This is a genomic window from Streptomyces sp. enrichment culture (assembly GCF_964273255.1).
Classification (GTDB): Bacteria; Actinomycetota; Actinomycetes; order Streptomycetales; family Streptomycetaceae; genus Streptomyces.
Genome location: NZ_OZ186835.1, coordinates 5,791,610 through 5,804,177, shown reverse-complemented (window position 1 = coordinate 5,804,177; position 12,568 = coordinate 5,791,610). Strand labels below are relative to the sequence as shown.

Sequence of the window (12,568 nt, the reverse complement as noted above, 5' to 3'; positions counted from 1 at the left end):
GCACCGGCGGCCCCCGCCGTGGCACGGCGGACGGGGGCCGCCCCGGACCGTCACCCCTGCGGTGTGCCGGCCTCCTTGTCGAGCTGGAACGCCTCGTTGCCCAGACCGATCCGGGCGTGCTTCTCCGGGGCGCGGGCGCGCAGCACCAGCCCCTGCACCAGCCCCGCCACCAGGGCGAGACCGATGATGCCGGGCAGGAGCCGGCTCAGCGCCGAGCCGGCACCGGCACCGACGAGCACGTCGAAGTCCTTGACGGTGTAGCCCGCGATGACGACCAGGGCGGTTCCGGCCACCGCGGAGGTGACCAGCCGCCAGGCCTGGGCACGGGCCGCTCCCCGGCGGACGAAGAAGACCACGACGGACAGCGAGGCGATCGCCATCAGGACGATGACACCGAGGGCGCCGACGTTGCCGAACCAGGTGAACAGGTGCAGCACGGGTGCGGTCGGGTCGCCGACCGGCTTGTCGTCGGTGACGGCGAAGGCGAGCACCAGCACGGTCGCGACCGCGGTCTGCAGCAGCGAGCCGGTGCCGGGCGCCCCGCTGGTCCCGGAGGTGCGGCCGAACGCGGACGGCAGCAGGCCCTCGCGGCCCATGGCGAAGGCGTACCGGGCGACGACGTTGTGGAAGCTGAGCATCGCGGCGAACATGCCGGTGACGAAGAGGACGTGCAGCACGTCGGTGAACGTGCCGCCGAGCCGGGCCTCGGTGAGGAAGAACAGCAGGCCCGCGCTCTGCTCCTGGGAGGTGCCGACGATGTGCGCGGGCCCGGTGGCGACGGTGAGCGCCCAGCTGCTGATCGCGAAGAACACGGCGACCCCGGCGACCGCGAGGAACATCACGCGCGGCACCAGGACGTGCGGCCTGCTGGTCTCCTCCGCGTACACCGGAGCCTGTTCGAAGCCGAGGAAGGCGGCGATGCAGAAGCACAGCGCGGTGCCCACGCCGGCGCCGGTGAGCGTGTCGGGGTTGAAGGCGTGCAGGGACAGGCCCTCGCTGCCGGGGTCGGCGATGGCGGCGATGTCGAAGACGACGACCAGGAGCACCTCGATGACCAGCAGGACGCCGAGCACGCGGGCGTTGACGTCGATCTTCAGCCAGCCCAGCACGCCGACCGCGAGGACGCCCGCCAGGGCCGGTATCCACCAGGCGACCTCCAGGCCGGCGTAGGTGGCGAGGAGACCGGAGACCTCGAAGCCGAAGATGCCGTAGATGCCGATCTGGAGCGCGTTGTAGGCGAAGAGGGCGACCAGGGCGGCGCCCGCTCCGGCCGTGCCGCCGAGGCCTCGGGAGATGTAGGCGTAGAAGGCGCCGGCGTTGTGGACGTGCCGGCTCATCTCGGCGTAACCGAGGCTGAAGAGGATCAGCACGGTGCCGAGGACCACGAAGAGCAGGGGCTGGCCCACGATGCCCATCACCGCGAAGGTGGTGGGCATGACGCCGGCGACCACCATGAGGGGTGCCGTCGCAGCCAGGACCGACAGCAGCAGGCCCCCCGTGCCCAGACGGTCGGCGCGCAGCGCGCGCTCGCGGCCCTTGAAGGTGCTGATGCCGTCGGCCGGTGTTCTGCTCGTGCTCGAACTGTCCGTCGTCATGCGGAGACCGTCCTTCGGTCGGAGGTGGTGGTCGGGGCTGAGCGGGTCGGAGGAGCGGAGGAGCGGAGCGGGGTCGGAGGGTGCGCGGTCGGGGAGTGCGAGTCCGGGGGGGTACGGGTCCGGAAGTAGCGGGTCAGGGGGTTGCGGATCGGGGAGGGCGGGTTGCGGGCGGAGGGTCCGGGAGGGGCGGGCCGGCGGCGGAGGGTGGGGCACCGGGGACGGTCAGGGCGTGCCCAGGGCCGCCGCGCGGGCGGTGCGGAAGGCCGTGACGGGGTCGCGGGCGGGGTAGGACCAGGGCGCCGGGGTGGCATGGTCACCGATGCGGTGGAACAGGGCGGCCGCCTCGGCGCCCCGCCCCTCGCAGACCTTGGCGTGGGCGAGGAAGTTGAGGTCGATCAGGCGCCGCGGATGGCCCTCGTGCTCCCACTCCAGCCACCAGTCGAAGGCGGCCTTCATCACCTGCCGCGCCCGGCGGCCCGTCCAGTGCCCGGAGGCGACCGGGTCGGCGGGTTCGTGTCCGGCGGCGGCCAGCGCGCGGTAGCGCTCGGCGTGCGCGATCACCGGGAGGATCGCCAGCGGGGAGTCGGCGGGGGCCTGCTCGGCGGCCCAGTTGGCGAAGTCGTAGACCTCGTGCAGCGGGTCCGCCCCGGCCTCGACGCGGCGCTCGGCGAGCCAGGCGACCACCAGGTGGTGGGCGTGGTGGTGGTCGGCGTGCCGGGCGCGGACCTGTTCGAAGACCCGGACGACGTCTCCGTCCGCGCCGAGGGCGTTCTCCAGCATCAGCAGCCCGAGCCACGGGGTGGGGTCGGCCGGCCGGAGCCGGGCGGCGCGGTCGCACGACGCGCGGGCCCGGGAGGGAGTGTCCTTGCCGCGCAGCACCCGGCGGACCTGGGCCAGCGCCAGCAGGACCGCCGCGTCACCCGAGTCGGGTTCGGCGAGCAGCCACTCGCGGGCCCAGGCGGCACAGGTCGACTCGCGGGCCAGCACCGTGACCCGGTGCCCCCGGCGGTCCCAGTCGGTGCCCGTGCGCACCAGCAGCGAGCGGGCGTTCTGCCAGCGGCCCTGGGCGAGCGCGCCCCGCGCGGCGACGAGGCCGGCGTCGTCGAGCGCCTCATCGAAGCCCGGAGCCGCGCGTCTGCGGGCACGGCCGAGGGGTGGCGGGGGTGGGGGCACCGCGGGACTTCCTCACGCGTTCTTCGTGGTTCGGTTCACGACGGCGGTCGGTACGGCAGTGGTCGGCTGCCGAACGCCATGAACTGATCACGCACAGCAAACCGGCCGCCCACAGTCGACGTCAAGGGCGCCCCCGCCCTTACACGCGTCAACTCCCGTCACACGTCCGAGAATTGACATGACCGCCCGGGCACCGGCGCGCGGGTTCCGGCGCAGGGTGACGGTCCCCTCGCGACCGCGGCCGCAGGCGGCGGGACCCCGCGGCGGTTAGAGTCGGCATCACCGTCCGTGATCCCGCATGATCAACGAGGTACGCAGCGTGTCGGTTCCGGTCCTGGTGCTCGCCCTGGGCGCCGCATGCTGCCTGGGCTTCGGTTTCGTGCTCCAGCAGGACGCCGCCCAGCGGGCGCCGCTCGGCGACTTCCTCCGTCCCCGTCTCCTCCTCGATCTGATGAGGGTGCCGGAGTGGCTGGCCGGAATGGGACTGGTCGTGGCCGGCATGGTCCTCGGGGCGGTGGCGCTGAGCCAGGGCGAGCTGTCGCTGGTGGAACCGCTGCTCGCGACGAACCTGCTGTTCGCTCTCGCCCTCTCCCGGCACCGCACGCGCCAGGCGCTCGGCCGGCAGGGCTGGGCGGGGCTGGCGCTGCTGGCCGGGGGCGTCACCGCGTTCGTCGTCGCGGGCCGTCCCACGGGCGGCACCGCGCTCACCGATCCGCTGCGCCACTGGCTGATCGTCGGCGGCATGGTCGGGCTCGCCCTGCTGCTGACCGGGTGCGCCAGACGCCGGCGGCTGATGACCTGGGCGCCGATGCTGCTGGCCGGCGCCGCGGGCCTGCTGTACGGGGTGCAGGACGCGCTCACCCGGGTCACCGGCCAGCGGTTCGAGGCGGGGGGACTCGACGGGGTGCTGACCGGCTGGCAGCCGTACGCGGTGCCGGTGCTCGGGGTGACCGGACTGCTCCTGGTGCAGAGCGCCTTCGAGACGGCGCCGCTGCGCATGTCGCTGCCCGCGCTCACGGCCGCCCAGCCGCTGGCCGGCATCGTCTGCGGCGTCGGCTTCCTCGGCGACCGGCTGCGCACCGACACCGGCGCCCTGGCCGGGGAGGCGTGCGGCCTGACGGCGATCGTGGCGGGCATCGTCCTGCTGGCCCTGCACCCGGCGATGCCCCGGGGTTCCCTCCAGGGCGCCCCGACGCGGAGCGTCCGGCTGGGCTGACCTCCGGGGCGGCCGGCGGGGCGGACTGCTTGGATGGGCGGCATGCGTTCCGCCGACGAGATCCTCGACATCGTGGACGAGCACGACCGGGTGGTGGGCCGGGCCCCGCGCGGCGAAGTCTACGCCCGCGGTCTGCGGCACCGGTGTGTGTTCGTCCTGGCCAGGGACGCCGAGGGCCGGGTCTTCGTGCACCGCCGGACACCCGGCAAGCTCGTCCACCCCTCGCTCCACGACATGTTCGTCGGCGGCGTCGTCGGCGCGGGCGAGAGCTACGACGACGCCGCCCTCCGGGAGGCCGAGGAGGAGCTGGGCGTCAGCGGCCTGCCCCGGCCCGCGTTCCGCTTCTCCTTCCTCTACGACGACGGCGGGGGCCGCACCTGGTGGTCGGCGGTGTACGAGGTGTGCTGCGCGCTGCCGGTCCGGCCGCAGGCCGAGGAGGTCGCCTGGTACGCCTTCCTGCCCGAGGCGGAGCTGCGGCGGAAGCTGTCCGCCTGGGAGTGGGTGCCGGACGGGCTGGAGGCCTGGCGGCGGCTGGAGGCGCACCGGCCGGCGGACTGACCGCCGCCCGGCCGGTCCCGGCGCCCGGGTTAGGGTCGCCGGGTGATCGAGTTCGTACGGAACGTCCGGTTGTGGTTCGCCCCCGAGGACGCGCGGCAGGAGGGCGAGACCCCCGACTACCGGTTCTCCCTGGCGAACGAGCGCACCTTCCTGGCCTGGCTGCGCACCGCGCTCGCGCTGATCGGCGGCGGCTTCGCCGTCGACCAGTTCCTGCCGGACCTGCCCGGACCCTGGCGGACCGGTCTGGCGCTCGTCCTGCTGGCGTCGGGCGCCCTGTGCGCGCTGCGCGCCGTGAACCACTGGGTGCGCTGCGAGCGGGCGATGCGGCGCGGCGAGGACCTTCCGCTGTCCCGGTTCCCGGCGGTGATGAGTCTGGTGATCGCCGGCGTGGCGGTCGTCATGGTCGTCGTGGTGCTGCTGGGGAGGAACGGGTGAGCGGCCCGTCCGTCGCGGACGGCCCCCGCGATCCCGGCCTGCAGCCCGAGCGGACCCGGCTCGCCTGGCGGCGCACCACGCTGGCGGCCACCGTCGCGACCGTGCTGGCGGTACGGACGGCGGTGCACGACGGGGCGTCGACGGCCGGCGTCGTCGCGAGCGCCCTGTGCTGCCTGTGCTGGGTCGGCCTCGTCGGCGTCGCGCAGCGCCGGATCCGCACCCTCGCCGGCCCCGGGCTTCCGGCCGCCCCGCCCTCGCGGTACGCCGCGGCGGCGGTGCTCTGCACAGTGGCGATGGCGGTGTGCGGGGCGGCTCTGGTGCGGTAGGGGCCCACCCGTGCGGGCCGCCTGTCCGGGTGCAGGCCCGCCCGTCCGGGGCAGGCCCCTCCGTCCACCGCCGCGCGCCCGTTCACTGCGGCGTGCCGTTCACTGGCGCGCCTGTCGTGTACGGGGCGGGGCGCGGCGGCACGGGGTCTGCCGGGCGGGGCTCACCGGGCCGGGGCTCACCGGGCCGGGGCGCCGCCCGGCCACCGGTGCCCGCCCGGCCATCGGGCCCGGCGCAGGGCCGGGGCCGGGGAGGGGCTGCCGCGTCCGCCGGGCACTGCACCTCCGGCACCTCGCGGGCACCGCCCCTCAGGCGCCTCACCTTCCGAGCCGCCGCTGCCCGTCCGGTTCTTGCCGGGCCACTGCCCTTCTGGCACGCCCCGGGCCACCGCCCCCGCGGCACTTCCCGGGCTACGGCCCGTCCGGCGTCTCCGGGGCGGCGACCGTGACGACGATCTTTCCGCGGGTGCGGCCCTCCTGGCTGCGCCGGTGTGCCTCCGCCGTGCGTTCCAGCGGGAACGTCTCGGAGACGTGCACGCGCAGCGCGCCCTGCTCGGCGAGTTCGGTCAGGCGGCTCAGGTCCCCGGGGTCGGGACGGACGAAGTGGTAACGGCCGCCGTAGTCCACCACCTCGCCGTCGGCGACCGACGCGAGCCGGCCCTCGGGGGCGAGCAGGTTGGCCGACACCTTCAGGGCGTCGCCGCCGACCGTGTCGAACGCCGCGTGCACCCCTTCGGGCGCCAGCCCCCGCACCCGCTCCCCGAGGCCCTCCCCGTAGCTCACCGGCTCGGCACCGAGGCCGCGGACGAAGTCGTGGTTGCGCTCGCTCGCCGTACCGATGACGCGGGCGCCGAGGTGGACGGCGATCTGGACGGCGAGGGAGCCGACGCCGCCGGCCGCGGCGTGCACCAGGACGGTCTCGCCGCGGCCGACGGCGAGGACGTGGTGCAGCACCTGGTACGCGGTGAGCCCGGCCAGGGGGATGCCGGCCGCCTCCTCGAAGGAGAGGTTGCGCGGCTTGCGCGCGAGGGCGCGCACCGGCGCCGCCACGTACTCGGCGAAGGTGCCCCGGGACAGGAAGTCCTCGCGGACGTAGCCGATCACCTCGTCACCGGCCTCGAACTCCGGCACCGCCCCGCCGGTCCGGACGACCTCGCCCGAGACGTCCCAGCCGGGGACCACCGGGAACACCGCCTGGAGCACCGGGTCGAGGTAGCCCTCGCGGCACTTCCAGTCGACCGGGTTGACGGCCGCCGCCCGTACCCTCACGAGCACCGAGTCGGGCCCCACCTTCGGTTCGTCGACCTCGCCGTAGGTCAGCACCTCGGGGCCGCCGTACTCTGCGTAACTGATCGCCTTCATGTCTCGACCCTCCGGGGGAGCGGCGCGCGGCGCAAGCGGAACGGCCAAATCAGGGGGGTCGCGCACGACGGCCGGGACGGGCGCCGGGCGATCGGAGTCCCGGCGTGGGACCGATCACGTCCGGTTCGCCCTCTGGACGGCATACCGACCGGTCGGCATCATTGTGCGGGTCACTGTTCGCCTGCCCACAGGAGCGACGATGAGCCCCGACCACCCGCCCGGACTCGACCTCGACCGGCTGCGCGGCCTGCTCGAACGGGAACGGCCCGGCCTGGTGAACGGCCCGCTGTCCGGCCGGCTGATCGAGGGCGGACGGTCGAACCTGACGTACCGGGTCACCGACGGCGTCTCCCGCTGGGTCGTCCGGCGCCCGCCGCTCGGCCACGTCCTCGCGACCGCGCACGACATGAAGCGCGAGCACCGGGTGATCGAGGCCCTGCACCCGACCTCCGTCCCGGTCCCCCGCCCCCTGCTGCTGTGCGAGGACGAGGACGTGCTGGGCGCACCGTTCTACCTGATGGAGTTCGTCGACGGCACCCCGTACCGCACCGCCGACCAGCTCGCCCCGCTCGGCCCGGACCGCACCCGGGGAGCCGTGCTGGATCTGGTCGACACGCTGGTGGAGCTGCACGCGGTGGACCCGGCCGCGGTGGGCCTGGCCGACTTCGGCCGCCCCGAGGGATTCCTGGACCGGCAGCTGCGGCGCTGGGGCAAGCAGCTGGACGCCTCCCGCAACCGCGACCTGGCCGGGATCGACGAGCTGCAGGCCGCGCTCGGCCGGGACCTGCCCCGCTCCCCCGCGCCGACGGTGGTGCACGGCGACTACCGGCTCGACAACGTGCTGATCGGTGAGGACGACGCGATCCGGGCGATCCTCGACTGGGAGATGTCCACGCTGGGCGACCCGCTGACCGACCTCGGCCTGCTCGTCATGTACAGCACGCCGCTCGGCCTGCCGGACTCGCCGGTCTCCACCACCGCCGAGGCGCCGGGGCACCCGTCCCCCGCCGAGCTGATCGAGCGCTACGCCGCCCGCTCGGGGCGCGACGTGGCGGCGGTCTCCTGGTACACGGCCTTCGCCTGGTTCAAGCTCGCCGTGATCCTCGAGGGCATCCACTACCGCTACACGCTGGGCCGGACGGTCGGCCCCGGGTTCGACCTCATCGGCGGCCTGGTCCCCGTCTTCATCGAGCACGGCCTCACCACTCTGCAGGGCCTTCAGGAGGGCTGATCGTCATGGATTTCGCGTTCGACGCGCGCACCGAGGAACTGCGGGGCAGGCTGCTCGCCTTCATGGACGAGCACGTGTACCCCGCCGAGCGGGTGGCCCACGAGCAGCGCGCCGCCCTGGCCTCGCCCTGGGACACCGTCCCCGTCATGGAGGAACTGAAGGCGGAGGCCCGCAGGCAGGGCCTGTGGAACCTGTTCCTGCCCGAGTCGCCCTACGGAGCCGGCCTCACCAACCTGCAGTACGCCCCGCTCGCGGAGATCATGGGCCGCTCGCCCCAGCTGGCGCCCACGGCCACCAACTGCGCCGCGCCCGACACCGGGAACATGGAGGTGCTGGCCCAGTTCGGCGACGAGCAGCAGAAGAAGCAGTGGCTGGAGCCGCTGCTGGCGGGCGAGATCCGCTCGGCGTTCGCGATGACCGAGCCGGAGGTGGCCTCGTCGGACGCCACCAACATCACCACGCACATCCGGCGGGAGGGCGACGAGTACGTCGTCACCGGGCGCAAGTGGTACATCTCCGGGGCCATGCACCCCGACTGCCGGATCTTCATCGTCATGGGCAAGACCGACCCGGACGGCGCCGACATCCGCCGCCAGCAGTCGATGGTGCTGGTCCCGCGCGACACCCCGGGCGTCCGGATCGAGCGCGCGATGCGGGTCTTCGGCTACGAGGACGAGTACCACGGCGGCCACGCCGAGGTGTTCTTCGACGGGGCACGCGTACCGGTGACCCACCTGATCGGCGAGGAGGGCGGCGGGTTCGCCATCGCCCAGGCCCGGCTCGGTCCCGGCCGGATCCACCACTGCATGCGGCTGATCGGCATGGCCGAGCGTGCGATCGAGCTGATGTGCCGCCGCGCCGTCTCCCGTGACGCCTTCGGCAAGCCGCTGGCCGCGCAGGGCGTCGTGCAGAACTGGATCGCCGACGCGCGGGTCGCCGTGGAGCAGCTGCGGCTGCTGGTGCTGAAGACGGCCTGGATGATGGACACGGTCGGCAACCGGGGGGCCCACACCGAGATCCAGGCCATCAAGATCGCCACTCCGCGCACGGTCGTCGGCATCCTCGACCGCGCCATCCAGCTGTACGGGGCGGGCGGCGTCAGCCAGGACGTCCCGCTGGCCGAGCTCTACGCGGCGGCGCGCACCCTGATGATCGCCGACGGCCCGGACGAGGTGCACCAGCGGTCGCTGGCCCGCCGCGAGCTGAAGCGGTACCGCGCGGAGCCGCAGCAGTAGCGCCGGGGGTGTGGGCCCGGCCACCGGCCGGGCGGAGTCGGTGGCCGGTCCTCCGGACGGGCCGGCCGCCGGCAAACCCGCGCCGGCGGCACGGGGCACCGCCGTCCGGCCGGTGTTCCGCGCGGCACGGCGACGGGAGCCCGTCCCGCGCGGTCACCCCGGCGGGACGGCGGTACGGCGGTACTGCCGGGACCCCGGGGTGGCGCGGGACCGGGTGCCGCGGTACGGCCGTCCCGCGGCTGACGGCCGGGCGGTCACCCGGGGCGAACGGCCGGGACTCAGGGGCGCAGGGCGCGCAGGAGCAGGTCGGCGAGGTGGTCGGCGACCTGCTGCGGGCTGAGGGGACCGTCGGGGCGGTACCAGGTCGACAGGTGGTGCACCGAGCCGAAGTGGTAGTCGACGACGAGGTCGGCCGGGGTCGCCCGGGAGAAGACGCCGGCCTCCTGGCCCTCCTCGACCAGCGCGCGGAAGCGTTCGTGGTAGCGGCGGCGCGCGGCGCGCACCTGCTTGTTCTTCTCGGGGCTCAGGTGGTGCATGGAGCGGAAGAAGATCGACGCGTCGTCGAGGTTCTCGATCGTGGTGACGACCACGTCGGCCGCCGCGCCGCGCAGCCGCTTCTCGATCGGCTCGTCGGCGTCCGCGAAGGCGTCCAGGCGTTCCTGCTGGACCCGCAGCACCCGGGCGTAGACCTCGTGGAGCAGGTCGTCCTTGGAGCCGAAGTAGTGGTAGAGCGCCCCCTTGGTGACGCCGGCCGCCTCGACGATCTCCTGCACCGAGGTGCGGTCGTAGCCCTGCTCGGCGAAGAGGCGCGTGGCGGCGGCCAGCAGCCGCTGGGGTACGGGAGTCCCGTCACCGTCCGTCGTCCTGGGCACTGCCGCCACCTGCTTTCCGTGTCGCTCTGGTCGTCGTGCGCGTCGTGCGCGTCCTGCGCCGGGGACGCCGTCCCCGACGGAGGATCTTCCCACCGCCCGTCCGGACACGCGGGACGGGCTCCGTCCGCGCGGGGGCGCAGGCGCACAGTCTGCCCCCGCGCCGCCCGCCGGGCACAGCCGGGTCCTGCCGGGCGGCCCGCCCGGGCGTCGGCCGCCGCGCGGCGCGGGCGGGTCAGCGGGTGGCCTCCCACTGCTGCTGGAGGCGGTTCATGCCGCCCAGCCAGCGCTCGGGGTCGTCGGCCCGGGCCTTGTAGTAGGCGGCGACCTCCGGGTGCGGCAGGATCAGGAAGCGGTCCTCCTCGATGCCCCGGAACAGGGCGTCGGCCACGTCGTCCGGCTCGATCGCGGTGGGTTCGAGCACCAGGCGGCCCGCGCTGCCGCTGGCGGTGAGCATGTCGGTGCGCACGCCCTGCGGGCAGATCGCGTGGACCTTCACGCCGCGGTGGCGGTAGGTGAGGGACAGCCACTCGGCGAACGCGTAGGCGCCGTGCTTGGTGACGCTGTACGGGGCGGTGCCGAGCATGGTGAGCAGCCCGGCCGCGGAGACGGTGGACACGAACCGTCCCGCGCCCCGTTCCAGCCAGTCGGGGAGCAGGGCGTGGGCGGCGCGGACGTGGGCCATCACGTTGACGTCCCAGGACAGCGCCCAGCCCTGCTCGTCGAGGGGGTCGCCGGGCTCCCCGCCGTCGCGGCCGACACCGGCGTTGGCGCAGTAGACGTCGACCCGTCCGCCGAGTGCCTCGCGTGCCTCGGTGACGACCGCGGAGGCGTCGCCCGGGACGGCGATGCCGCCGATCTCCTCCGCGACCGCCTTCACCCGGTCGGCGTCCAGGTCGTTGACGGCCACCTGGGCCCCCTGGGCGGCGAAGCGGCGGGCGAGGGCGGCCCCGATGCCGCCCGCGGCTCCCGTGACGACCACTTTCGCACCTCGTACGGCTTCCACCATGGGGCTCCTGGTCTCCTTGACGCGGCTTCCGGTCGGTCGGGCGCGGCTCCCGTGCCCCCGCTCGGCCCGGGGATCCGGCGTGCGGGCGGCGGCCGCGGCTGCGGCGGGAACCGACGGGCGTCAGACTAACCGGTCGGTATGTCGTGCGGAAGGGTCGTGACGGTCCCGTGCGGTGCGGTTCGTTCCGTGGCGGGCCACCGCCCGCTAGCGTGCGTGTGCATGACATCCGCAGCGATCACGGAGGCCGCCCCATGAGGTTGTCCAGACGGACCCTGCTCGCCACCACCACCGCCGCAGCGATGGCGGTTTCCGCCGCTCCGGCCCACGCCGCCGCCCCGCCGGCCGCCGCGGGCCGCGGCCGGCGCACGGCCACCGGCTTCGAACGCCTCGCGGCGGACGGCTACGCCCTGCTCGACGGGCAGCGGGTGGGTGTCGTCACCAACCCGACGGGCATCACCCGGGACGCGCGGCACATCGTGGACGTCATGCACGCCGACGACCGGGTCGACCTGACCGCCGTCTTCGGCCCCGAGCACGGGTTCCGGGGCACCGCCCAGGCGGGCGGTTCGGAGGGCCGGTACGACGACCCCGCGACCGGCCTGCCGGTGTACGACACCTACCTCAAGAGCGGCCGGCCGCTGGCCGATATCTTCACCGCCTCGGGCGTGGACACCGTCGTGTTCGACATCCAGGACGTCGGAGCGCGGTTCTACACCTACATCTGGACCCTCTACGACTGCATGGAGGCCGCCCGGCTCGCGGGCAAGCGGTTCGTGGTGCTGGACCGGCCGAACCCGGTCACCGGCCGGGCGGCGCTGGGGCCCGTGCTGCACAAGGAGTTCGCGACGTTCGTGGGACGGGAGCCGGTCTCCCAGGCCCACGGCATGACGGTGGCGGAGCTGGCGCTGCTGTTCAACCGCGAGTTCCTGACCGCGCCCGTGCCGCTGGAGACGGTCCGGATGAAGGGCTGGAAGCGGTCGGACTTCTTCGACGCCTCGGGGCTGCCCTGGGTACCGCCGAGCCCGAACATGCCGATCCCCGAGACGGCCCTGGTGTACTCGGGCACGTGCCTGTTCGAGGGCACCAACCTCTCCGAGGGGCGCGGCACCACCAGGCCCTTCGAGCTGCTGGGCGCCGAGGGCGTCGACGGCCGCTGGGCGGAGGCGGCCAATGGGCTGGGTCTGGCGGGCGTGCGGTTCCGGGAGGCGTACTTCGCGCCGGTCTTCTCGAAGTTCGAGGGGAGGACGGTCGGCGGCGTGCAGCTCCACGTCCACGACCGGGAGGCGTTCGACCCGGTGCGCACCGGCATCGGGCTGCTGATCACCGCCAAGCGGGTGTGGAGCGGCTTCGCCTGGCGCCCCGACCACTGGATCGACAAGCTCACCGGTTCCGCGCGGGTACGCACCATGATCGACGCCGGGGCGGACACCGACGAGGTGGTGGCGGGCTGGCAGCAGGACCTCGCCGCGTTCCGGCGGACCCGGCGGGAGTACCTGCTCTACCGCTGAGCGGTTTCGCGCCGAAAGGGGTGGTGTCCGGCACGGTGCCGGGCACCACCCCTT

12 protein-coding genes are annotated in these 12,568 nt (G+C 74.4%); 7 read left to right on the top strand and 5 right to left on the bottom strand.

Going from position 1 to position 12,568, the window contains the following annotated elements; translation table 11 throughout:
• Window positions 1–50: 50 nt before the first annotated feature.
• Together ACSU53_RS25265 and ACSU53_RS25260 are read right to left on the bottom strand one after the other, a co-directional pair.
• A complete protein-coding gene (locus ACSU53_RS25265; RefSeq protein WP_437031279.1) occupies window positions 51–1,595 on the bottom strand; it encodes an APC family permease in 1,545 nt (514 codons plus the stop codon).
• A 222-nt stretch (window positions 1,596–1,817) separates the two neighbouring features.
• The gene (locus ACSU53_RS25260) at window positions 1,818–2,768 is read right to left on the bottom strand and encodes a hypothetical protein (RefSeq protein WP_437031277.1); all 951 of its coding nucleotides are present in this window, start codon (window positions 2,766–2,768) and stop codon (window positions 1,818–1,820) included.
• 319 nt (window positions 2,769–3,087) lie between these two features.
• Here ACSU53_RS25260 and ACSU53_RS25255 point away from each other — a divergent pair, with 319 nt between their 5' ends.
• The 4 genes from ACSU53_RS25255 to ACSU53_RS25240 are packed head-to-tail and all read left to right on the top strand — an operon-like array spanning window position 3,088 to window position 5,303.
• On the top strand, window positions 3,088–3,984 hold the full coding sequence (locus tag ACSU53_RS25255; RefSeq protein ID WP_437033397.1) for a DMT family transporter: 897 nt from the start codon (window positions 3,088–3,090) through the stop codon (window positions 3,982–3,984).
• Window positions 3,985–4,026: 42 nt separating this feature from the next.
• Window positions 4,027–4,542, top strand: a complete 516-nt coding sequence (locus tag ACSU53_RS25250; protein WP_437031275.1) for an NUDIX hydrolase — start codon at window positions 4,027–4,029, stop codon at window positions 4,540–4,542.
• 42 nt (window positions 4,543–4,584) lie between these two features.
• Entirely contained in the window at window positions 4,585–4,977 is a 393-nt protein-coding gene (locus ACSU53_RS25245) for a YidH family protein (RefSeq protein WP_437031273.1), read from the top strand.
• Window positions 4,974–5,303, top strand: a complete 330-nt coding sequence (locus tag ACSU53_RS25240; protein WP_437031271.1) for a DUF202 domain-containing protein — start codon at window positions 4,974–4,976, stop codon at window positions 5,301–5,303. Before ACSU53_RS25245 ends, ACSU53_RS25240 begins: the two co-directional genes overlap by 4 nt.
• A gap of 408 nt (window positions 5,304–5,711) precedes the next feature.
• Here the strand turns inward: ACSU53_RS25240 and ACSU53_RS25235 are convergent, their stop codons facing one another.
• Complete coding sequence (locus tag ACSU53_RS25235) at window positions 5,712–6,662, bottom strand: NADP-dependent oxidoreductase (RefSeq protein WP_437031269.1); 951 nt, start codon at window positions 6,660–6,662, stop codon at window positions 5,712–5,714.
• A 199-nt stretch (window positions 6,663–6,861) separates the two neighbouring features.
• Between ACSU53_RS25235 and ACSU53_RS25230 the strand changes: the two genes are divergently transcribed.
• A complete protein-coding gene (locus tag ACSU53_RS25230; RefSeq protein WP_437031267.1) occupies window positions 6,862–7,893 on the top strand; it encodes a phosphotransferase family protein in 1,032 nt (343 codons plus the stop codon).
• Window positions 7,894–7,898: 5 nt separating this feature from the next.
• A complete protein-coding gene (locus ACSU53_RS25225) occupies window positions 7,899–9,128 on the top strand; it encodes an acyl-CoA dehydrogenase family protein (protein ID WP_437031265.1) in 1,230 nt (409 codons plus the stop codon).
• Between the two features lie 278 nt (window positions 9,129–9,406).
• Here ACSU53_RS25225 and ACSU53_RS25220 read toward each other — a convergent pair whose 3' ends face one another.
• Both ACSU53_RS25220 and ACSU53_RS25215 read right to left on the bottom strand, forming a co-directional pair.
• Window positions 9,407–10,000: a TetR/AcrR family transcriptional regulator gene (locus ACSU53_RS25220; protein WP_432056656.1), complete on the bottom strand. Its 594-nt coding sequence runs from the start codon at window positions 9,998–10,000 to the stop codon at window positions 9,407–9,409.
• Window positions 10,001–10,232: 232 nt separating this feature from the next.
• Entirely contained in the window at window positions 10,233–11,006 is a 774-nt protein-coding gene (locus ACSU53_RS25215) for an SDR family oxidoreductase (protein WP_437031263.1), read from the bottom strand.
• Window positions 11,007–11,257: 251 nt separating this feature from the next.
• Between ACSU53_RS25215 and ACSU53_RS25210 the strand changes: the two genes are divergently transcribed.
• Window positions 11,258–12,514, top strand: coding sequence for an exo-beta-N-acetylmuramidase NamZ family protein (locus ACSU53_RS25210; protein WP_437031261.1), 1,257 nt, complete (start codon window positions 11,258–11,260; stop codon window positions 12,512–12,514).
• The last annotated feature ends 54 nt before the right edge of the window (window positions 12,515–12,568 follow it).